The following is a 21,708-nucleotide window of genomic DNA, read 5'->3' as shown; positions in this document are numbered from 1 at the left end:
CTGGTGTCATGAGCGCGACGGACGATCTGATCGACAGGATCCTGCGCGACTACGACACCATCACGGTGGTCGGGGCCAGCGTCGATCCGGCGAAGGCGGCGCACGACGTGCCCGCCTACATGCAGCACCGGGGCTGGCGCATCATCCCGGTGAACCCGCACGCCGACGAGATCCTCGGCGAGCCGGTGTACCGCACACTGGCCGACGTGCCCGAACAGGTCGGTCTGGTCGACGTCTTCCGGCCCTCGGAGTTCACGCCCGACATCGCCCGGCAGGCCGTCGCCGCCGGGGCGACGGCGCTCTGGTTGCAGCTGGGGATCCGCTCCGCGGAGGCGCGCGAGATCGCCGAGGCCGCGGGGCTGCTCTACGTCGAGGACCGCTGCCTCATCATCGAACAGCGTCGCACCCGCATCTCGAGGAGGACCGCATGAGTTTCGGCATCGTGATCGTCATCGGGATCGCGGTGGTGGCGGTTCTCCTGCTGGTCGGCGTGATCTGGTTCCTCCGCGACTCCAACAAACGGATCCAGGACTTCGCCAACTCCGGCGACCTCATCCCCGGGCGGCCCGGCCGCGCGCCCGCCGAGTGGGCGAACGCCACCTCCACCGAGGCGCTGCTGCATCAGCGCACCCGCTACGCCATCGCCGACGTGCACCGCGGCGCCTTCGCGCCCGCCGTCCCGCCGCCCGCCGATTCCGCGATCGACGGCCCCGAGTCCGATCTCGCCGCCCTCGACGACGCCGTCTTCGCCCTCGACGACCGCATCATCGCCGCCGCCCAGCTGTCGGGCGAGGAGCGCACGAAGGCCCTCGGCGAGCTCGAGCCCAAGGTCGTGGCCCTGGAGGGCCTGACCGGCAAGCTCTGGGACGCCCCGTCCGCCCAGCGCCGCCCGATCCTCGACGACGCCGCCGCCACGCTCCTCCGCTGAGCTCGTCGCCCGCGCGGGGCGGTGTGTTGTTCGGAGCAGTCATGCGTCCCACGCATACCCCCGAAACCCGCAGGTAGACGCTATTTTCTTCGGGCCGGGCCATGCGTCTGGCGCATACCCCCGTCTTCCAGCTCCACGGTCCGCCGCCCCGTCGCCGTGTACGTCCTGGCAGGGCTATGCGTCAGGCGCATCACCTGATCGTGGAAAAGCGTCTCTGACCTGGAGGTTTCGAGGGTATGCGCGGGACGCATCGGTTCCATGGAACAACACGGACCCGGTGCGAGGATCGCCTACGGCGCGAGCTGTGCCCGCGGTGCCGCCGCTCCGGGAATCAGCGACCGCCCGCGACCGCCGCTGCCCGCTGCCGCCTCACCGCCGCGCGGAACCGCTCCACACCCACGCGCAGCCCCCACGACAGCACGATGGTGATCGCGGTGGTCACGGCGACGATCGGCCACGTCGATCCGGTGAACAGCGACCAGCCGAAGAGGTCGAGCACCACGAACTCCATGACGATCACGTGGATGAGGAAGAACTCGTAGCTGATGGAGCCGAGCCAGACCATCGGCCGCGAACCCAGCACGCGCGAGGGCCCGGTCGCGAACGCCGCCACCAGAAGCCCGCCGATCAGCGCCTCGAGCAGGAACTTCGTGACCCCCTGCGCCGGCGTGGGCAGCCGCAGGTCGATCGGCCCGGCGAGCGGTGTCAGCAGCACGGCGTAGGCCGCCGCGACCGCCAGCAGCAGCGGCAGCCGCGGGAGCCGCACCCGGTCCACGAGCAGCGCCACCACGATCCCCGCGGCGAAGGCGGCCGCGAACGCCGGCGGCCACGAGCGTGCCGTCTTCCCGAAGACCTCCGTCGCCGTGGCCACCAGCAGCCAACCGACCGAGAGCGCGACCATCGCCGCCGGCACCGCCCACGCCCGACGGGCGCTCACCAGCCACAGCCCCAGCAGTGGAAGTGCCAGGTAGAAGGCGACTTCCACGCACATCGACCACATCTGCGTCAGCCCCGTGTGCACGTACCCCACGCTGTAGATCTGCGTGAAGGTCAGGTGCCGCAGGTATCCGAACCACCCGTGCCCGTGCGGCGAACCGTCGGGCCGCCACAGGTAGATCGCGTAGACGACGGTGACCACCACCCAGTACGCCGGCAGGATCCGCCAGGCCCGCGCGACGAGGTACCGCCGCACGTCCGGCAACGCGCCTCCGGCCCGCGCGCGAATCCACGGCCGCACCAACAGGAACCCCGACAGTGCGAAGAACACGGGCACCGCGGTCTCGAGCCGCGCGTAGGCGGCGCCGAGCGCGTCCGGGGTGAAGTCGCCGCCCCAGAACGCGGCGTGCGTGACGCACACCCCGAACGCCGCCAGCGCCCGCAACCCGGTGAGGGCGGGGACGTGGCCGGAGCGCGGGGCGGTGTCGATGGCGGCTCAGATCTTGATCGCGGGGATGAGCCGGTCGAGGTTCCACAGCCGGTTCCGCCGGGCGGACAGGCACGACACCGTGACCGACGCGACCCACAGGAACACCAGCACCGCGATCGCCTGCCACAGGCGGTTGTCGATGCCGCCCAGGATCAGCTGCCGCAATCCGTTGACGCCGTACGTCATCGGGTCGTACTTGTGCAGGATCTGGAAGGGTCTGGCGGTGGTCTCCACCGGATACATGCCGCCGGAGCTCACCAGCTGCAGCATCAGCAGCGCCATGATGAGCACGCGGCCGACGGCGGGCCCGACGAAGGCGTTCACCGCCTGGGTGAACGCGATGAAGGACAGCGACACCCCCATCATGAAGAAGACCATCGCGATGGGATGGGCCACCTCGAGGCCCAATCCGAAGCGCACCACGCAGTACAGGATCGCGGCCTGGAACAGGCCGATCGCGGCCGCGGGCAGGTAGCTCGCCATCACCACGCGGATCGCCAGCACCTCGGCGGCGATGGCGCGGTTCTGCAACGGCCGGAACACCATCCACAGCACCAGTGCGCCGAAGAACAGCGCCAGCGTGAGGAAGAACGGCGCCATGCCGGTGCCGAAGTTCGGGGCGCGGTTCTCGTGTTGCGCGTCCAGTTGGACGGGGCCGCCGATGGTCTGCGCGACCTGCGAGGTCTGCTCCTGCGACCACTTGGGCACGGCGCCCGCGCCCTCGCGCAGCTTGGTGGACAGCTCCTGGCTGCCGTCGCGCAGCTGCACCGTGCCGGCGGAGAGCCGGGTGGCACCGTCGGACAACTGCGTGATGCCGTCGTCGAGGGTGGCGTTGCCCGCGGCGAGTTGCTGCGCGCCCGACCGCAGTTCGGTGAGCTTGGCGGTGAGGTCGCCGCCGGTGGCGCCGACCTGGGCGAGGACGGTCTGCAGCGGGCTGCCGGGCGTGCGGAGCTGCTCGGTCAGGGTGGCCGCGGCGTCGGTCGCGGCGATGATCTGCTGCTTCGCGGCGGGCGTCACGGACGCCTGGGCGAGCTGTGCCCGCACGGCGCGCAGGCCCTCGGCGGACTGTCGCGCCGCGGGGTCGGGGCTGACGGCGAGCTGCCTGATCGCGGCATCGATCCCGGCCAGCGCGGTGTCCTGCGTCTTGACGAAGACGCCGGCCTTGTCGGCGGCCTCGACCAGCGCGGCCGCGCTCTGCTGCAGCTGCGCGGTGTTCCCGCCCAGCCCGGACAGCGCCTTCGTCACGGCGAGAAGCGGATCGGTGGCCTGGGTGATGCCGTCGGAGAGCTGCTGCGAGCCCGCGCGCAGCTGCGCCGAACCGGTCTTCGCGGTCCCGAGGCCCGAGGCGAGCTGGGCGGCACCGTCGTTCGCGGTGACCAGGCCGTCGTGGAGCTTCCCGGCCCCGTCGGCGGCCTGTTCGATCCCGGACCCGGCGGTGATCATCATCGACAGCACCTGGTTCACGGCCTGCCCCGAGATGCGGGTGGAGACGGCGTTGAGCACCTGCGACATCGCGGTCTGGCCGATGGTGGAGCTGATGTAGTTGTTGGCGTCGTTGTAGACGGCGCGCAGCTGCGCCTTCTCGGGCTTGCCGGTCATGGGGGAGGCGATGGCGGAGGAGAAGTTCTCCGGCAGCTCCAGCATGAAGTAGTAGGTGCCGTCCTTGACGCCCTGCTGCGCCTCGGCGGGGGAGACGATGTTCCAGTCGAGACTCTTGTCGTCGGCGAGGGACTTCTCCACCTCGGCGCCCGCGTTGATCTTCTGGCCCTTGACCTCGGTCCCCTTGTCGGCGTTGACCAGAGCGACCGGCATCTTGTTGACGTGGCCGAACGGATCCCAGAAGGCCCACAGGTACAGCGCGCCGTAGACCAGCGGCAGCAGCATCATCACGACGATCGCGGCGCGCGTGAGCCGACTGCGCCCGAAGCGCTTGATCTCGGAGCCGAAGGCGAGGCCGGCGGCGATGGGGACCAGGCTGCCCTTCGAGGAGCTCTTCTTCGCGGACGTGTCGTCGGAGTTCTTCTCGGACATCGGGATCAGTCCTTCCGGGTCAGGGCGCGGCGGTCGTGCAGGGTGTGCTCCGGGGCGGTGCCGCCGAGGGGGTTGGTGACCCCGACGATCACGGTGTAGCGGGTGGAGATCGCGCCGAGCCGCTGTACGGCCTCGGCGCGTCCCGGGTTGTCGCGGACCTGCTCCAGGTCGCCGACGATGAGGATCGGCCGGTTCCCCAGCAGAGCCAGGGTGATCCGCAGCAGGAACAGCTGCAGGTCTGTCAGCTCGACGATGCGGGTCTTCGCCCCGGGCCGGTCCAGATCGCCGAAGACCTGATCCATCTCGAGGCTGCCCGCGCTGAGCGGCACCATCGAGTACCAGGGCGCCAGCCAGCGCCGCTGCTCCGCGAGCACCGTCTCGACGGTGACCGACTCGTCCAGGTCGTCGATGTCCTCGAAGGCGGCGATGGCGCACTTCTTCCGGATCGCGCCCGGGGTGGTCGCACCGAGCGCGTCGACGGTGCCGTGACTCGGCTTGAGCCGGCCGGCCAGGGTGAGGAGCAGCGCGTCCTGGTCGCGGCCGGCGGGCATCTGCACGGCGTGCAGGCCGGGGCCGAACTGCAGGTCGATGCCCTGGAACAGGGGACCGTGCTCCCCGTCGACGCCGATGTTCACCGCCGTGAGCTGTACGTCGTTCGGCTGGTCGTCATCCATGCGGGGCTCTCCGGAGGGTCGTCGGCGCAGGTCGGTAGCAATCCTACGGTGGCTGCCCGACGGTGCCGCGCCCACCGTCGGGCGCGCGGTGGCCGCACGGTCGACCCCGGGAACGGGCGAGGGCGCCCCGACCGGTGGTCGGAGCGCCCTCGGGTGCTCGTTGCTACGAAGCGACGATCAGAACGCGGCCTCGTCGAGGTCCATCGCCTGGTTGTCGACGGCCGCGACGACGTCCTTGACGGAGGTCAGCAGCGGCAGCATGTTGGCGGCGAAGAACTTCGCGACGCCGACCTTGCCCTCGTAGAAGGACTTGTCGGCACCGGCGGCGCCACCGTCGATCGCGGCCTGCGCGATGACGGCCTGGTGCAGCAGACGCCAGCCGATCATGAGGTCGCCGAAGGCCATGAGGAAGCGCACCGAGCCGAGGCCCACCTTGTACAGCTCCGACGGCTCCTGCTGCGAGGCGAGCGCGAAACCGGTGAGCGTGGCGGCCATGGCCTGCACGTCCTCGGCGGCGGTCTTCAGCAGCGCGACGTCGGCGGCGAAGGCGCCACCGGCGTTGGCCTCGATGAACGCGGTGATCTGGCCGGCGATGTGGCCGAGCGCGGCGCCGCGGTCGCGGAGGATCTTGCGGAAGAAGAAGTCCTGCGCCTGGATGGCGGTGGTGCCCTCGTACAGCGAGTCGATCTTAGAGTCGCGGACGTACTGCTCGATCGGGTAGTCCTGCAGGAAGCCGGAGCCGCCGAAGGTCTGCAGCGACTCGGTGCCGAGCAGCGTGAACGCGCGCTCGGAGCCGACGCCCTTGACGATCGGGAGCAGCAGGTCGTTGACCTTGAACGCCATCTCCTCGTCGGCACCCGAGACGGGGGTCGCGGTGCGGACGTCCTGGTGCGCGGCGGTGTACAGGTACACGGCGCGCAGGCCCTCGGCGTACGCCTTCTGCGTGAGCAGCGAGCGACGCACGTCCGGGTGGTGCGTGATGGTCACGCGCGGCGCGGTCTTGTCGGCCATCTGGGTCAGGTCGGCGCCCTGGACGCGCTGCTTGGCGTAGTCCAGCGCGTTGAGGTAGCCGGTCGAGAGGGTGCCGATGGCCTTGGTGCCGACCATCATGCGGGCGTGCTCGATGACCTTGAACATCTGCGCGATGCCCTTGATCTCCTCGCCCACGAGCCAGCCCTTGGCGGGCTTGCCGTGGCCGCCGAAGGTGACCTCACAGGTGGTGGAGGTCTTGATGCCCATCTTGTGCTCGACGCCGGTGACGTAGACGCCGTTCTCCTCGCCGAGGTTGCCCTGCTCGTCGAAGTGGTGCTTCGGCACGAAGTACAGGCCCAGGCCCTTGGTACCCGGGGCGCCGCCCTCGGGGCGCGCGAGCACGAGGTGGAAGGTCGACTCGAACATGCCGTCCATCACCGCGGACGTGATGAAGCGCTTCACGCCCTCGATGTGCCAGGAGCCGTCCTCCTGCTTGATGGCCTTGGTGCGGCCGGCGCCCACGTCCGAGCCGGCGTCCGGCTCGGTGAGCACCATGGTGGCGTTCCAGTTGCGCTCGGCGGCGATCTTCGCCCACTTCTTCTGCTCGTCAGTGCCCTCGTCGAAGAGGATCTGCGCGAAGCCGGGGCCCGCGGCGAACATGAAGACGGGCGGGTTGGCGCCGAGGAAGAGCTCGCCGATGCCCCAGTACAGGTTGCGGGGGACGTCGGTGCCGCCCAGCTCGTCGTTCAGGCCCAGGTAGGCCCAGCCGCCGTCGGCGAAGATCGCCTGCGACTTCTTGAAGGCCTCGTTGATCTTGACCTCGTGGGTCTCCGGGTTGAAGACCGGCGGGTTGCGGTCGGCCTCGGCGAAGGACTCCGCGATGGGGCCCTCGGCCTGACGGGCCGCCTCGCGCAGCATCTCCTTGGCGGTGTCCTCGTCGAGGTCGCCGTACGCACCGGAAGCCAGCACCTCGCCGACGCCGAGATCCTCGAAGAGGTTGAACTCGATGTCGCGGACGTTGCTCTTGTAATGGCCCATGGGGCTGTTCCACCTTCTCAGATCAGGCTGTCGGACTGTTACCTCTCGGTAAGTTACCGCTCGGTAATATCCATAGGATAACGCGCTCGCCGCGTGCGAACAAGTGCAAGCACCCCTAGGGTGCGATCGCCTCCCCGCGCCGACGACGTGCGCGAACGGCCAGGTCAGTACCTGTGCCGTGGTACGGATCACTCTCGCGCCATTCCACGTGCTCCACCACCATGTCCTCGGGGAGCGCCTCCGACAGCTCGGCGGCGCCGAAGGTCGGCAGGCCGGGGTGCGAGTCCGCCTTCTCGTGGGCCAACAGAAGCAGCAGCCCGCCCGGTGCCAGTGACTGCGCGACCTTCGCGATCGCCGCCGCCCGGTCCTCCGGATCGGGGTGCAGGTACGCCCAGACGGCCAGGTCGTAGGGCTGATCGGGGATGTCGTCGGTGGTGATGTCGAGCGGGGTCCAGTGCAGCCGGGCGCGGACGGTGCGCGGCGAGCGGGCGGCCACCGTCGCCGCCTTGTCGAGCCCGACGCGCGAGAAGTCGACCGCGGTCACGTCCCACGCGCGGGTCGCGAGCCACAGCGCGTGCCGCCCCTCGCCGGCGCCCACGTCGAGGGCCCGGCCGGGCGGCAGCACGGTCACCTGCTCGACGATCCACGGGTCGGGTGGCGTTCCCCACACCAGCTCGGTGGCGCGGTACCGGTCGTCCCACTCCTGCGCGCCGCGGACCTGCTTCTCCTCGCGTGCCAGCGCGGCGGGGGAGAGCGGCCCGATGCCGCCCTCCTCCCGCTCCTGATCGGTGCGGTCGATGCCGTCCGGGGTGGTGTCGGGGGTGCTCACAGCAGGGCCTCCTTGAGGTAGGCCACGTCGTCGGCGAGGCCCTCGGACGGGGTCTCGAGGATGATCGGGGCGCCGGCGGCGCGGGCGACGTCGGCCAGCAGATCGGGGTCGATGGTGCCGTCCTGCAGGTTGGCGTGCCGGTCGCGGGCGGAGTCGAACTCGTCGCGCGAGTTGTTCAGGTGCACGAGGTCGATGCGGCCGGTGATCGCTTTGACCCGCTCGACGATGCCCATCAGCTCCTCGCCGCCCGCCCAGGCGTGGCAGGTGTCGAGGCAGAAGCCTGCGCCCTGGTCGCCGACCGCGTCCCACAGCCGGTCGATGGTCTCGAGCTGGCGCGCGATCGCCCCGTCGCCGCCCGCGGTGTTCTCGATGAGGATCGGCACGCCGAAGCCGCCCTTCTCCTCCTGGCGGGTGAAGAGCTTGCGCCAGTTGTCGATTCCGGCCAGCAGGTCCTCGCCGTCGCGCAAGTGTCCGCCGTGCACGACGAGCCCGAAGGCGCCGAGGTCGGCGGCCGCCGCGGCCTGCTGCTCGACGGCCTTGCGGCTCGGCATCCGGAGCCGGTTGTTCAGGCTCGCGACGTTGATGACGTAGGCCGAGTGCACCACGATCTCCAGCGGCGAATCCTTGAGCGCCTGTGTCTGCGGGTGCGGCTCCGGCTTCTTCCAGCTCTGAGGGTCGGAGACGAACATCTGGATCACGTCCACCCCCAGCTGTTCGGCCGTCTCGACGGGGTGGGTGTCACTGCGGACATGGGCTCCGATGCGCATGCGTCCAGCGTAGTGGCTCGCCCGCCCGCGGGTCGGCGGGTCGGTGTCTCTCCTGCGGGAGCCATGCGTGCGACGCATGGCCCGGTCTTCGCAGGTAGAAGGCGAATCCGTGAGGAATGCCATGCGTCGGACGCATGTCCCGGTCTCGGTGGTCCGCCGTCGTGCCCGGTCGTGCGGCGACCCGGCGACGGAGATCGCCTCCGTGGAGCGACCACGAGCGCCGCGCGGGGGACGTCGACGCCGCGTGGGGGACAACCGCTCCCCCACGGGAGGAGCGGCGTTCGGTGGGGGAGGAACCGTCCCCCACGCCCCGTCGACGCGGCGCGGGGGATGATCGCTGTGGCCGCGCTGTCTCGGCGTGCCTGTGGAGGACCGCGGTCCTGTGGATGACGGTGCCCGCGCACCCGGTTCGCGGTCCGAGCGCGGGAGGGCGGCGGCTTAGCGTGACGCCATGATGGTCGTGCGGACGACGGCGTGGAGGGGCGAACCCGCGGACGCGTACGAGCGCTGGGCGGGACTCGAGGCACGCGCCGCGGAGGAGCTCGACGCGGCGCTCGACCGCGCGGCGGCGGAAATCCGCAGTGGAGGTGGCGAACTCGCGGCCCGTCTCGCCACGATCGAGCTCCCCGCCGCCGTGCCGCCTGGCGGCGGGGTGCCGGCACCGTCGACCCCGGTGCGGGGGCCGGGCCGGCCGGCGTCCGCCGCGCAGCGGGACCGGGAGAACCGCGCCCGCCTCGCCGCGGATCTGGCAGCCGCATCGCCCGGTCCGCGGCGGCGGTTGCTCGAGACGATCGACGCGCGGCTGCGCGAGCTGGGCCGCGGCGGCGAGACGGTGCAGCTGTTCGAGTACGACCCGGACGCCTTCGGCGGCGACGGCGCGGTGGCGGTCGCGATCGGCGATCTCGACACCGCCCGCACCATCGGCGTCGTGGTCCCGGGCATGGGCACCACGGCGGTGTCGATCGGGGCGGTCACCCGCAACGCCGCGAACCTGCAGGTCGCCGCCCGGCGCGCGGACCCGGCGACGTCGACCGCGACCCTGGCGTGGATCGGGTACGACGCCCCGTCGGGCCGGGCGGCCGTCGCGCAGGTCCTCACCGGTGCCCACGCCCGACGGGGCGCCGCCGAGCTGCGGGCAGACCTCGACGACCTCGCGCGGATGCGGCCCGACGATCCGCGGGTCGTGGTGTTCGGCCACAGCTACGGCGCGACCACGGCGACCACGGCGGGCGCGGGCGGGGCGCTGGCGGGCACCGTCGACGCGATGGTGCTGCTCGGCTCCCCGGGTGCCGGCCCGGTGCGGTCCGCGTCGGAGCTGGGGATGCCGGTCTTCGTGGCCCGCGATTCCGACGATCCGATCCCTCGGGTCGGCGCGACGGACGGCGCCGCGCAGGGGCTTCGCCGGTGGTTCGGCGTGGAGCTGGGGCTCGGGATGGACCCGGCGGCACCGTCGTTCGGGGCGACGGCGGTGGACGCCGAGGGGCCCACCGGATTCGGCATGGGGGCGCACTCGGGGTACTTCGATGAGGGCTCGCGGGCGCTGGACGCGTTCGCGACGATCCTGACGGGAGGGGGAGCGGATGTCCGGTGACGAGGTGGACATCGGGGAGCTGGAACGCGTCGCCGCGGGGTGGGAGGACGCGGCCGAGGGGTTCGCCGAGCAGGCCGCGCGGTGGCGGGCGGCGACGGGGCCGCCGGAGGTGCTGGCCTTCGCGGCCCGCGCGGCCGCGACGCTCACCGCCCATGGGGAGGCGGCGAGCGCCGCGGCGCGGCGGCTGCGGGACTACTGCGCGACGGTCGTGGCGGCGGACGAGGACGGCGCCCGCAGCGTGCGGTGCGCGATCCAGGCCGCGGCCAGCATGAGCACCACGCCGATCGCGGAGGTCACCGAGACGCCCGCGTCGAAGGCCTGACCGGCGGCCCGGACCAGGCCGTCGGCAGCCTCGGCCGGCAGCTGCGTGGCGACGTGGTGCGCCCCGGCGAGGGTCTCGCCGGCGTCGGCCGCCTGCTCGGCGGTGAGGCCGGCGGGCAGCGCGAGCTTCGCGGCGTAGGCCCCGGCGAGGATCGAGCCGAGGACGGCGGTGCCGAGCACGGAGCCGAGCTCGTACGCGGTCTCCGAGACGGCCGAGGCCGCGCCCGCCTTCTCGGCGGGCACCGACGAGACGATGAGGTCGTTCGACAGCGTCTCGGCGGCGCCGATGCCCACGCCGAGCATCGCGAAGGCGATGAGCACGGCGAGCGTGGACTCCGGCGAGGCGAAGGCCATCACCACGGCGTACGCGGCGGCGGAGACGAGCATGCCGCCCACCACCACGGTCGACGGGGCGATCCACCGCACGACCCGCACCACGTACAGGCCCGCGACCATCATCGTGATCAGACCCGGGACCAGCGCCCAGCCGGCGTCCATCGGGCTCATCCCCACCACCAGCTGGAGGTGCTGCGAGACGAAGAACATGAAGCCGACCAGCGAGAAGACGCTGAGCAGGTTCACCGCGACGGCGCCCGAGAAGCGACGGTCCGCGAACAGCCGCACGTCCAGCATCGGGTCCGGGCGGCGCAGCTGCCGGCGCAGGAACAGTCCGGTGGACACCACGCCGACGACCAGCGCCACCGCGACGATCGCGAGGTCGCCGCCCTTGGCGAGGGTCTTCACCGCGTAGACGATCGGGGTCAGCGCGAGCAGCGAGAGCACGATCGACACCGGGTCGATGCGGCCCGGATTGGGGTCGCGCGACTCGGGGACGAAGATGGGCGCCAGCACCAGGAGCGGGATCAGCACGGGCACGGCCATGAGGAAGACCGAGCCCCACCAGTAGTGCTCCAGCAGGAAGCCGCCCACGATGGGGCCGAGCGCGGCGCCGCCGGCGAAGCACGACGCCCACACGGCGATCGCGAGCCGACGCTGCTGCGGATCGGTGAAGATGTTGCGCAGCAACGAGAGCGTGGACGGCATCAGCATCGCGCCGAAGAAGCCGAGGCCCGCGCGGGCGGCGATGAGCGCGCCCGCGGTGGGGGCGTACGCGGCCACGACCGACATCGCGGCGAAACCCGTCGCGCCCAGCAGGAGGAGGCGGCGCCGGCCCAGCCTGTCGCCCAGGCTGCCCATGGAGACGAGCAGGCCGGCCAGCACCAGCGGGTAGACGTCGATGATCCACAGCTGCTGCGCCGCCGTCGGGCCGAGCGTGGCGGCGATCGAGGGCAGCGCGAAGCCGAGCACGGTCCCGTCGATCGAGACCAGGAGGACGGGGAGCATCAGGACCGCGAGCGCACCCCAGTCGCGCACCGTGGCGCGCGGGGACGCGGTCGTGGTGGGGAGCGTGGTGGTCATGGCGGCACTTCCTGAGGTGTCGTGGCTTTTCGAGTTCGTCGTTACTGTACCAGCTGGACGGTACAGAAACGAGAGACCGCGATCACCCCTACGATGCGAGGTGTGCCACCCCCTCCCGCCGCCCGCGCCAAACTGCTCGACGCCTTCGTGAAGATCCTCATCGAGCACGGCGAACGCGCCGCGACGCTCGAGGCCGTCGCCGCGGAGGCCGGCGTCAGTAAGGGCGGGCTGCTCTACCACTTCGGGTCGAAGAAGGCCCTGGTCGACGGGCTGTGCGACTGGCTCGACGAGCTCGTCGCCGCCGACGTCGAGCTGATGGCCGCCGCGCCCGAGGGAGCGGTGGAGTACTACGTGCGCACGTCGAACTACGACGACTCGCAGCTCGACCGCGCGATCGTCGCGGTGCTGCGGCTGAGCCAGGCGGCGAACGATCGCGCCGAGCGCGCGATCCGCTCGATGCAGGACCGCTTCCTCGCGACGGTGCAGGACCAGGTGCCCGACGAGGCCACCGCCCGCGCGGTCCTGCTCCTCGGCGACGGCCTCTACTACGACGCCGCCCTCAGCGGCGGCCGCCGCCGCGCCACCGATGAGCAGATGGCCGGACTGCTGGCCGTCGTCGCCCGCATGGTCGACGGGGCGCCCTGACGGCGGACCGGCCGTCGGGAGTAGGTCAGCGGGTGGACGCCGTCTCGTCGACGGGGTCCCACACATCACCCGGCAGGTCGCCGGGGAGGTTCGGGTTGCCGCGCCCGACGAACCGGTCATCGACGCCGCGCTTGGTCATCGCGTCGTAGTCGCGGAGCGCACCGAAGGCCCACTTGCCGAGCAGGGCGATCGCGATCAGGTTCACCGTCGCCATGAGCGCCATCGCGACGTCGGCGAGCATCCAGACGGTGTCGAGCTCGGCGAGGGTGCCGACGCCGACGGCGGCGAGGACGAGGGTCTGCAGGACGCGCAGTCGCTGTCCCTCCAGGCCGAGGAAGTTGAGGTTGATCTCGGCGTAGGAGTAGTTGCCGATGATCGACGAGAACGCGAAGACGAAGACCAGCAGGGCCATCGGCACCGTCGTCCAGGTACCGAGGACGGCCGAGATCGAGTCCTGCGTGAGCACGGCGCCGCCGGACTCGGGCTCGCTGCCCGGCGTGTAGACGCCGGAGACCAGCACGATGAAGGCGGTCGCGGTGCACACGACGATGGTGTCGACGAAGACGCCGAACGACTGGATCAGACCCTGCTTCACCGGATGCGAGACGGTCGCGGTCGCCGCGGTGTTGGGCGCGCTGCCCATGCCGGCCTCGTTGGAGAACAGGCCGCGCTTCACGCCGTTGAGCAGGGCGGCCAGGATGCCGCCGGCGGTGCCTGCGAGGGCCTCGTCGAGCCCGAACGCGCCGGCCACGATCTGCCGGATCACCTCGGGGAAGGCCGTGATGTTGAGGGCCACGATCACCAGTGCGATGGCGACGTAGATCAGCGCCATGACGGGCAGGATCACCTCGGCGACCCTCGCGATCCGTCGCACCCCGCCGTAGAGGATCGGTGCCGTGATCACCATGAGGCCCACGGCGATCCACGCGGTGTCGACGTGGAACGTGGCGGCGAGGGAGCCGCCGATCGTGTTGGCCTGCACCATGTTGAAGGCGAAACCGAAAGCGAAGATCAGCAGCACGGCGAAGACCATGCCCCAGCGGCGCGAGCCGAGTCCGCGCTGGATGTAGTACGCCGGCCCGCCCCGGAAGCTGCCGTCCGCGTTGCGCACCTTGAACATCTGCGCGAGCGTCGCCTCGACGAACGCCGTCGCCATGCCGACCAGCGCCACGACCCACATCCAGAACACCGCGCCCGGGCCGCCGAGGACGAGCGCAACGCTCACGCCCGCGATGTTGCCGGTGCCCACGCGCGAGGCGAGGCCCACGCAGAACGCCTGGAACGACGAGATGCCGCCCTCGGCGTCCGAGCGGGACGAGCCGATCGCGCGGATCATCTTGGGCAGCAGTCGGACCTGGACGAACCGGGTGCGGATCGTCATGTAGGCGCCGACGCCCAGCAGCAGGTAGATCAGCACGTAGTTGTACAGGTTCGTGCTGAGCCAACCGATGCCGGTGTTGACGTGGTCGAAGAGCGAGGTCATCCGTTCCTCTCGTGAAGCGTGCGGTGAAACGATGGTTTCACGGGCGCGGCGACGGCACCGTCGGGCCTCCCGTGCGCGGGCCGGGCGCCGCTACGCACTGCTAATTGAGTGACCCTCAGTAGGGTCTTTACCCCGGCCTGACCAGCGGGTAGGTTGGACGCCATGCCATCGATCTTCATCTCCGGCGGTGCCTCGGGCATCGGCCGGGCCACTGCCCTGCGCTTCCTGTCCGAGGGGTGGACGGTGGGCGTCTACGACGTCAACGCCGCCGCGCTGGAGGAGTTGAAGGCCGAGCACCCCGCGATCGTGACCGGCACGCTCGACGTGACCGACTACGACCAGTGGGAGGCCGCGCTCGCCGATTTCACGCAGCACACCGGCGGCGGCCTGACGGTGCTCGACAACAACGCGGGCGTGCTCTTCGGCGGCGACCTCGACGAGATCACGCCGCAGCAGATCAAGCTGCAGATCGACATCGACGCGCTCGGCGTCACCTACGGCGCGAAGGCGGCGCTGCCCTACCTCAGGGGGCAGCCGGGCGCGCACCTGGTGAACATCAGCTCGGCGTCGGCGATCTACGGCCAGCCCGGCATCGCGACCTACAGCGCCGCGAAGTTCTACGTCTCCGGCTTCACCGAGGCGCTGGAGCTGGAGTGGGAGAAGCACGGCATCCGCGTCGTCGCGATCTGGCCGCTGTGGGCGAAGACGGCGCTCGCCGAGACCGACGCCAAGAGCACGCGCACCCTCGGCGTGAACATCACGCCCGAAGAGGTCGCAGAGCAGGTGTGGAACTCCGTGCACCCCGGAATCCGGGTGCCCTTCCTGCCCCGGGTCCACTATTCCGTCGGAACCCTGACCACGCTGCTGTCCAATTCGAGTAAATTCGCCCCGAGGTCGGTCGTGCGGCTGATCAACCAGATCACCAGCCAGTAGTACCCGCCGGCTGCATTTCCCATCCGAGAAGGAGTCTCCACCACCGTGATTCAGACCACGATGCAGGACGGCGAGCTGACTATCGCCCGTCTCGTCGAGTACAGCCGCCGCGTCTTCCCCGAGGCCAAGATCACCACGTGGACCGGTGAGGGCCTGCGCGATCTGTCCTTCGCCGAGGTCGGCGACAAGGCCGCGCAGCTGGCCCACGCCCTGACCAAGCTGGGCGTGCAGCGGGGCGACCGTGTGGCGACGTTCATGTGGAACAACAACGAGCACCAGGTGGCCTACGCCGGCGTGCCCGCGATGGGCGCCGTGCTCCACACCCTGAATCTGCGCCTCTCGCCCGAGCAGGCCGTGTTCATCATCAACCAGGCCGACGACAAGGTGATCCTCGTCGACGCCTCCGTCGCGCCGCTGCTCGGCAAGTACCTGGCCGCGACCCCGAACGTGCAGCACGTCATCGTCGCGAACGGCCCGAAGGAGGCGCTCGAGGCGCCCGAGGGCATCACGGTGCACTCCTTCGACGAGCTCATCGCGGGCGAGCCGACCACGTTCGCGTGGCCCGAGATCTCGGAGCGCGACGCGGCCGTCATGTGTTACACCTCCGGCACCACGGGCGACCCCAAGGGCGTCGTCTACAGCCACCGCAGCATCTGGTTGCACTCGATGCAGGTGAACTCGTCGTCGGGCATGGCGCTCGGCAATGCCGACTCCGTGCTCGCGATCGTGCCGATGTTCCACGTCATGTCGTGGGGCCTGCCCTTCGCGGCGATGATGGGCGGCATCACGCTGATCATGCCCGACCGCTTCCTGCAGCCCGAGCCGCTGCTGCAGATCCTCGACGCCACGAAGGCCACCTTCGCCGCGGCCGTGCCCACCATCTGGGCCGGCGTCGCCGCGCAGCTCGCCGTGAAGCCGCAGGACATCTCGCACCTGCGCGAGGTCGTCGTCGGCGGCGCGGCCGTGCCCCCGTCGATGATCCGCGCCTTCGACAAGCTCGGCACCCGCATCGTGCACGCCTGGGGCATGACGGAGACCTCGCCGCTCGGCTCGGTCTCGCGCCCGCCCTTCGGCATCGAGGACGAGACCGAGGAGTTCGCCTACCGCGTCACGCAGGGCCGCTTCCCCGCGTCGGTGCAAGCCCGCCTCATCGACGACGAGGGCAACGAGCAGCCCTGGGACGGCGAGGCCGCCGGCGAGCTCGAGGTGCGCGGGCCCTGGATCACGGGTGCCTACTACTCGCCCGAGGGCAACGTCTCCGACGAGTCGAAGTTCCACGACGGCTGGCTCCGCACCGGCGACGTCGCGTCGATCAGCCCGGACGGCTTCATGACCATCCGCGACCGCACCAAGGACATGATCAAGACCGGCGGCGAGTGGATCAGCTCCGTCGAGCTCGAGAACACGGTCATGAGCAACCCCACCATCGCCGAGGCCGCCGTCGTCGGCGTGCCCGACGAGAAGTGGGACGAGCGTCCCTTCGTGCTGGCCGTGGTCAAGGACGCCGCCGACGCGGACGCCGAGGCGCAGCGCGCTTTCCTCACCGATCTGCTGCCGAAGTGGCAGGTCCCCGAGCGCTGGGCCTTCGTCACCGAGGTGCCCAAGACCTCTGTCGGCAAGTTCGACAAGAAGCTCATCCGCGCCGAGTACGCCGACGGGACCTACACCGTCGTGGAGTCGCGCGGCTGACGCAGCACTGACGACGGGGCCGCCGCAGCCGGAAGGCTGCGGCGGCCCTTGTTCTTTCCGGCGATTCTTACGATTCCGTGAGGTATGCGGACGACCCTCGCCCGCGGGCTGTCCGCGTGCCACGCTGGATCCATGACCGAGGAGACCGCGAGCCACACGACCGCCTGGGCCGCCGCGCTGGCGGGTGTCCTGGCCGGGACGGCCGGGCTGGCGGTGGCGGAACTCGTCGCCGCCGTCGTCGCGCCCGGCGCCAGCACGCTGTTCGCGGGCGGGGCCGCGGTCATCGACGCCGCGCCGCCGTGGCTCAAGGACTTCGCCGTCGAGTCCTTCGGTACCGCCGACAAGGCGGTCCTGCTCGGCTCGATGGGCGTGGTGCTCGCTCTGGGGGCCGCGGCCGCGGGCCTGCTCGAACTGCGCCGCCCGCCCTGGGGCGCAGGGCTGTTCGGCCTCGTCGGGATCGTCGGCGCGCTGATCGCGATCCTGCGCCCGGACGCCACGGCGACCTGGGCGGTCCCGAGCCTCGTGGGCATCGCGACGTCGATCCTCGTCCTGCGCCTGGCGATCCGCCGCCTCCGCCTCCGCCCCGCGCCCGACGCCCCGGAGGACGCCGCCGGGATGGACCGGCGCGGCTTCCTCCTCGTCGCCGGCGCAGCCGCGGGGACGACGGTGCTGGCCCTCGCCGGGGCCCGCCTGCTCTCGGCGGGCGCGACGGCGGTGAAGGCGGCGCGCGAGACGCTCCGCCTGCCCGCGCCGCGGACCCTCGCACCACCGGCCCCGGCCGACCCGCCGATCGCCGGGCTCACTCCCTACGTCACGCCCACGGCGGACTTCTACCGCATCGACACCGCCCTGCGCATCCCGCAACTCGACCCCGCGGACTGGTCGCTCCGCGTCCACGGCATGGTCGACGCTCCCTTCACCCTCACCTGGGACGAGCTGCTCGCGCTGCCGCTGGAGGAGCACCACGCCACGCTCGCGTGCGTCAGCAACGAGGTGGGCGGCGACCTCATCGGTAACGCGCTCTGGCTCGGCCACCCGATCCGGAACCTGCTGGAGCGGGCGCGGCCCCGAGCCGGCGCCGACATGGTGCTCTCGCGCAGCAGCGACGGCTTCACCGCGGGCACCCCTTTGGAGGTGCTGCGCGACCCCGCCCGCGCCTCCCTGCTGGCGATCGGCATGAACGGGGCGCCGCTGCCCGTGATCCACGGCTTCCCCGCCCGGCTCGTGGTCCCCGGCCTGTACGGCTATGTGTCGGCGACCAAGTGGGTGACCTCGCTCAAGGTCACGACCTTCGCGGAGGATCAGGGTTACTGGACTCCGCGGGGCTGGTCGGCGCTCGGACCGATCAAGGTGCAGTCGAGGATCGACGTGCCGCGCGGCCCCGTCTCCGCCGGCGCGGTTACGGTGGCGGGGGTCGCCTGGGCGCAGCACACCGGCATCGGCGGCGTCGAGGTCCGCGCCGACTCCGGCGCGTGGGTGCCCACCCGCCTCGCCGACACCGTCGGCCCGGACACCTGGCGGCAGTGGAGCGTCTCCCTCCCGCTCGACCGCGGCGAGCACACCCTCGAGGTGCGCGCCACCGACGCCGAGGGCAGGGTCCAGACCGACGCGAAGGCGCCGCCCGCCCCCGACGGTGCCACCGGATGGCACCGCGTCAGCGTCGTCGCCCGCTGAGGCGCTCGGCGCCGTCTATCTAGATGGAGCCTTCCTGCTCGACGACGACGATGCTGGCGGCGCTGACGGGCACAGCCTTGTGCTCGTCGCCGATCTCCGCCACGCAGACGAGCCCGGGGGCGAGCCGCCGCACGTGCTCGTCGCCGCAGTCGTCGCGGTAGTGCATGTCGACCTCGCCGGCGACGACGATGAACACCTCCGTTCCGTCGTTCCGGTGCCACACGTACTCCGAGTCGGTCCAGTGCAGGCGCACGGTCGCGGGGGAGATCGTGGCGAGGGGCAGCGCATCCCACGGCCGATCGGGGGTGAATTCGTCACTCGCGATGAATCGCATGGTCAGCGTCCAGCGACGCACAGGCTGGACGGGTCCTCCATCACCACGCGCACGCCGTAGCCCACGTCGGAGGAGAGCTGGGTCAGCAGGTAGGCGGCCACCGTCGAGATCCGGGTGACGTCCGTGAGGTCGAGGACGATGGTGCTGCCGCTCTGCGCGCGGCCCAGGCTCAGGGCCTCGTGCACGACCTCCTCCACGGCGACGAAGTCCACCTCGCCGCGCAGGCGCAGCACCGTCCGGCCGGTCGACGGGTCGGTGGTGACGGACGCGACGGCGCTCACCGGGGTGATCGACCGGTTCAGCAGGTGCAGCCCGAACTCGCTGCTCATCCGCTGCAGTACCGCGACGCCGCGGCTGGAGTTGCCGGCCTCGTCGAGCGGCGGGCTGAACACGCAGATGCCGTACTCGCCCGGCGTCGCGGCGACGATGCCGCCACCCACGCCGGACTTGGCGGGGATGCCCACGGACACCATCCAGGCGCCCGAGCGGTCGTACATGCCGCAGCCCGTCATCACCGAGAGCGTGTGCTGCGCGACCGCCGCACTCACCACCCGCTCGCCGGTGACGGGGTTGACGCCGCCGTTGGCGAGGGTGCCGCCCATCACCGCGACGTCGTGCGCGTCCACCAGGAGAGAGCACTGCCGGAAGTACGGGTCGAGCGCGTCCTCGATGGGGACGCGCAGCGCGTCCGTCGACCGGGCGAGCGCGGCCAGGGCGAGGTTGCGGAAGCCCGTCTCCGACTCCGACCGGTAGACCGCCTCGTCCAGCTCCAGGTCGCGGCCGGCGAAGCGCGACAGTCCCTCCCGGATCGCGGCGAACCGTTCGGCACCGTCGGCCCCCGGGATCAGCGACGTCGAGACGATCGCGCCCGCGTTGATGAGGGGGTTCTCCGGCCGGCCCGACGGGTCGAAGCTGATGCCGTTGAAGGCCTCGCCGCTGGGCTCGACGCCGATCCGCTCCAGCACCGCCTCGGTCCCCAGCGCCTCGAGGGCCAGCGCGTACACGAAGGGCTTGCTCATCGACTGGATGGTGAAGGGAACGCGGTAGTCGCCGGCGCCGTAGCTGTGCCCGTGGACGGACACCGACGCCACGCCGAAGGCCTCCGGGTCCGCCGTCGCCAACTGGGGGATGTAGTCGGCGACGGCGCCCGGGTGCTCCTCGCGGCGCACGTCGTCGAGCACGCGGGCCATCGCCGCGTTGACGGGGTTGTCGGTGAACCCGGTGAGGCCGCCGGGGCGCTGGTCCGTGCTCGTCTCGCTCATACCGCCAAGCTATCCGACGGTGACCGCCCCCGCCGCCTCGCCGATCCAGGGCAGCACCGCGGCGCGCACGTCGACCCGCCGGGGCAGCAGGCCACCGGCGACGAACAGGTCGGCGGCGCGCTGCTGTTCGTCGAGGAAGTCCTCGGTCACGGGGCCGACGCCGAAGGGGCGCCCGCGCACCGCGGCCTCCCAGGCGTCGAGATCCGCGGGCAATCCGCGCGCCGCGGCGTCGTCGGCGAAGTACGCGGCCGCCTCTCGCGGGTTCGCGGTGACCCAGGCGTCGGACTCGGCGAGCGCGGCCAGGACGGCGCGCACAGCCTCCGGGTTCTCCTCGGCGAGCCGGCGGGAGGTGAACCACAGCGACGGGTGGCTGAACACCGACGCGGTGTCCACGAGCGTCACCAGCTCCGCCCGCGACTCCACGGCGGCGAGGCCGGGGTAGGCTCCGACCCAGGCGTCGATGTCGCCCGCCAGTAGCGCCTCGCCGCCCGCGTGCACGTCGACGTCGACGGGCTCGATGTCGGCCCAGGTGAGCCCGGCGTCGTCGAGCGCGAACAGCACGAGGGTGGTCTGCCACGACCCGTGCGCCACGCCCACGCGCTTGCCGCGCAGGTCAGCGGGGGAGGTGATCCCGCTGCCGGCCAGCGCGACGATCCGCCCGTTCTCGACGCGCGGCCCCGAGATGCCCAGGTAGACCACGTCGTGCCCGGCGCCGAGCGCCGTGATCGGCGGCGTGAAGCCGGTGCCGATCACGTCGTAGCCGCCGTCGGCGAAGAGCCAGTCCGAGTGCAGCGTCGGCAGGCCCGACCGCGGGTCGACGGCCGGCGGCTCGGGGAGGTCGCGCAGGTCGACCCACTCGACGTCGGGGATCGACCGTTCGAGGATGCCGCGGTGGCGCAGGACGAACAGGGAGTTGTTGTGCGGGAAGTATCCGACGCGCAGCGTCATGGTGTGTGCTCCTTGGATTTCCGGGTCAGACGAGGCCGTGCGCGCGGGCGCGGTCGAGGAGGCCGCTGCGGCCCCACTGCGCGACGAGGTTGCTGGGATCGAACTCCTGCGTACCGCCGACCGCCTCGCCGATGGCCTGGTACTGGGCGCCCTCCTCCAGCAGCACCACGAACTTCGCGAGCGCCAGGAGGCCATCGCGGCCGATCACGTTGACGCCGCCGTTGGCCTCGAAGATCGCCGCCAGGTGGGGGTCCCGCTCCAGCTCGCCGAGGATGAACTCGCCGGCGCCGATCGTGCGGTCGATGTGCGGCGGGATCGAGCGCGAGAGGGTGAGCCGCTGGGACGCGGCGTAGCGGATCGGGAGCGGACGGTGCGTCTGCGCGAACCCGCCGAGCCACGGGGTGTGCACGTGCACGACCGAGGTGATCTCGGGGTGCGCGCGGAACAGGTCCGCGTAGGCGGTGACGAAGCCCGCGCCGCCCTCGCCCTGCAGGACCTCGCCGTCGAACGTGGCGACGACGGGGCGGGCGATCGGGGCGTCGGCCCACGGGCCGGGCTCGTTGAGAGCGACCGCGGCCTCGGTGCCGGGGATGCGCTCGACGAAGTTGACGGTGCCGTTGGCGGAGACGGTGCCGGTCTCGCGGAAGACGCGGAAGGCCTTCTGCGCGTCGCGGGCGGTGGCGTCGACGAAGGCGAGCGCCGTGTCGTCGAGGGGGAGCACGGTGGTCATGACGGTCCTTTCGG

19 protein-coding genes are annotated in these 21,708 nt (G+C 71.5%); 7 read left to right on the top strand and 12 right to left on the bottom strand.

Annotated elements, in window-relative coordinates; translation table 11 throughout:
• Positions 1 to 8: 8 nt before the first annotated feature.
• Both LB823_RS13235 and LB823_RS13230 read left to right on the top strand, forming a co-directional pair.
• On the top strand, positions 9 to 431 hold the full coding sequence (locus LB823_RS13235; RefSeq protein WP_224647705.1) for a CoA-binding protein: 423 nt from the start codon (positions 9 to 11) through the stop codon (positions 429 to 431).
• Positions 428 to 928 carry a hypothetical protein gene (locus tag LB823_RS13230; RefSeq protein ID WP_224647704.1) on the top strand — a complete coding sequence of 167 codons (501 nt, stop codon included), beginning with the start codon at positions 428 to 430 and terminating at the stop codon, positions 926 to 928. Before LB823_RS13235 ends, LB823_RS13230 begins: the two co-directional genes overlap by 4 nt.
• Before the next feature lie 331 nt (positions 929 to 1,259).
• On the opposite strand, the gene LB823_RS13225 is transcribed toward LB823_RS13230, so the two are convergent.
• The 6 genes from LB823_RS13225 to LB823_RS13200 all read right to left on the bottom strand — a co-directional run bounded on the left by LB823_RS13225 (position 1,260) and on the right by LB823_RS13200 (position 8,665).
• Positions 1,260 to 2,309, bottom strand: a complete 1,050-nt coding sequence (locus LB823_RS13225; protein ID WP_224647703.1) for an acyltransferase — start codon at positions 2,307 to 2,309, stop codon at positions 1,260 to 1,262.
• 51 nt (positions 2,310 to 2,360) lie between these two features.
• A complete protein-coding gene (locus LB823_RS13220; protein ID WP_224647730.1) occupies positions 2,361 to 4,319 on the bottom strand; it encodes a YhgE/Pip domain-containing protein in 1,959 nt (652 codons plus the stop codon).
• Positions 4,320 to 4,390: 71 nt separating this feature from the next.
• Positions 4,391 to 5,059: a hypothetical protein gene (locus LB823_RS13215; protein WP_224647702.1), complete on the bottom strand. Its 669-nt coding sequence runs from the start codon at positions 5,057 to 5,059 to the stop codon at positions 4,391 to 4,393.
• A 177-nt stretch (positions 5,060 to 5,236) separates the two neighbouring features.
• Positions 5,237 to 7,069: an acyl-CoA dehydrogenase gene (locus LB823_RS13210; protein WP_224647701.1), complete on the bottom strand. Its 1,833-nt coding sequence runs from the start codon at positions 7,067 to 7,069 to the stop codon at positions 5,237 to 5,239.
• Positions 7,070 to 7,184: 115 nt separating this feature from the next.
• Positions 7,185 to 7,898: a bifunctional 2-polyprenyl-6-hydroxyphenol methylase/3-demethylubiquinol 3-O-methyltransferase UbiG gene (locus tag LB823_RS13205; RefSeq protein WP_224647700.1), complete on the bottom strand. Its 714-nt coding sequence runs from the start codon at positions 7,896 to 7,898 to the stop codon at positions 7,185 to 7,187.
• The gene (locus LB823_RS13200) at positions 7,895 to 8,665 is read right to left on the bottom strand and encodes a deoxyribonuclease IV (protein ID WP_224647699.1); all 771 of its coding nucleotides are present in this window, start codon (positions 8,663 to 8,665) and stop codon (positions 7,895 to 7,897) included. Before LB823_RS13200 ends, LB823_RS13205 begins: the two co-directional genes overlap by 4 nt.
• A 451-nt stretch (positions 8,666 to 9,116) precedes the next feature.
• Here LB823_RS13200 and LB823_RS13195 point away from each other — a divergent pair, with 451 nt between their 5' ends.
• A complete protein-coding gene (locus tag LB823_RS13195; RefSeq protein WP_224647698.1) occupies positions 9,117 to 10,256 on the top strand; it encodes an alpha/beta hydrolase in 1,140 nt (379 codons plus the stop codon).
• A gap of 192 nt (positions 10,257 to 10,448) precedes the next feature.
• On the opposite strand, the gene LB823_RS13190 is transcribed toward LB823_RS13195, so the two are convergent.
• Complete coding sequence (locus LB823_RS13190; protein WP_224647697.1) at positions 10,449 to 11,996, bottom strand: MFS transporter; 1,548 nt, start codon at positions 11,994 to 11,996, stop codon at positions 10,449 to 10,451.
• Between the two features lie 93 nt (positions 11,997 to 12,089).
• On the opposite strand from LB823_RS13190, the gene LB823_RS13185 reads away from it, so the two are divergent.
• Positions 12,090 to 12,641, top strand: coding sequence for a TetR/AcrR family transcriptional regulator (locus tag LB823_RS13185; protein WP_374201320.1), 552 nt, complete (start codon positions 12,090 to 12,092; stop codon positions 12,639 to 12,641).
• Positions 12,642 to 12,666: 25 nt separating this feature from the next.
• Here LB823_RS13185 and LB823_RS13180 read toward each other — a convergent pair whose 3' ends face one another.
• Positions 12,667 to 14,124 carry a sodium:alanine symporter family protein gene (locus tag LB823_RS13180; RefSeq protein ID WP_224647695.1) on the bottom strand — a complete coding sequence of 486 codons (1,458 nt, stop codon included), beginning with the start codon at positions 14,122 to 14,124 and terminating at the stop codon, positions 12,667 to 12,669.
• A 162-nt stretch (positions 14,125 to 14,286) separates the two neighbouring features.
• Between LB823_RS13180 and LB823_RS13175 the strand changes: the two genes are divergently transcribed.
• From LB823_RS13175 to LB823_RS13165, 3 genes are all read left to right on the top strand, one after another.
• On the top strand, positions 14,287 to 15,057 hold the full coding sequence (locus tag LB823_RS13175; protein WP_224647694.1) for an SDR family oxidoreductase: 771 nt from the start codon (positions 14,287 to 14,289) through the stop codon (positions 15,055 to 15,057).
• A 45-nt stretch (positions 15,058 to 15,102) separates the two neighbouring features.
• Positions 15,103 to 16,746 (top strand): long-chain fatty acid--CoA ligase, encoded by a 1,644-nt coding sequence (locus LB823_RS13170; protein WP_224647693.1) that lies wholly within the window; start codon positions 15,103 to 15,105, stop codon positions 16,744 to 16,746.
• 132 nt (positions 16,747 to 16,878) lie between these two features.
• Complete coding sequence (locus tag LB823_RS13165; RefSeq protein WP_224647692.1) at positions 16,879 to 18,420, top strand: molybdopterin-dependent oxidoreductase; 1,542 nt, start codon at positions 16,879 to 16,881, stop codon at positions 18,418 to 18,420.
• 19 nt (positions 18,421 to 18,439) lie between these two features.
• Here the strand turns inward: LB823_RS13165 and LB823_RS13160 are convergent, their stop codons facing one another.
• Genes LB823_RS13160 through LB823_RS13145 form a run of 4 tightly spaced genes read right to left on the bottom strand, consistent with a single transcriptional unit; the run spans position 18,440 to position 21,694 of the window.
• A complete protein-coding gene (locus tag LB823_RS13160) occupies positions 18,440 to 18,754 on the bottom strand; it encodes a cupin (RefSeq protein WP_224647691.1) in 315 nt (104 codons plus the stop codon).
• A 2-nt stretch (positions 18,755 to 18,756) separates the two neighbouring features.
• The gene (gene glsA / locus LB823_RS13155) at positions 18,757 to 20,016 is read right to left on the bottom strand and encodes a glutaminase A (RefSeq protein WP_224647690.1); all 1,260 of its coding nucleotides are present in this window, start codon (positions 20,014 to 20,016) and stop codon (positions 18,757 to 18,759) included.
• Between the two features lie 9 nt (positions 20,017 to 20,025).
• Complete coding sequence (locus tag LB823_RS13150; protein ID WP_224647689.1) at positions 20,026 to 20,964, bottom strand: ABC transporter substrate-binding protein; 939 nt, start codon at positions 20,962 to 20,964, stop codon at positions 20,026 to 20,028.
• A gap of 25 nt (positions 20,965 to 20,989) precedes the next feature.
• Positions 20,990 to 21,694 carry a class II aldolase/adducin family protein gene (locus LB823_RS13145; protein WP_374201319.1) on the bottom strand — a complete coding sequence of 235 codons (705 nt, stop codon included), beginning with the start codon at positions 21,692 to 21,694 and terminating at the stop codon, positions 20,990 to 20,992.
• Positions 21,695 to 21,708: the final 14 nt, after the last annotated feature.

Source organism: Tsukamurella sp. M9C (assembly GCF_020169415.1).
Lineage (GTDB): Bacteria > Actinomycetota > Actinomycetes > Mycobacteriales > Mycobacteriaceae > Tsukamurella.
This window is presented reverse-complemented; position numbering and strand designations above follow the sequence as displayed.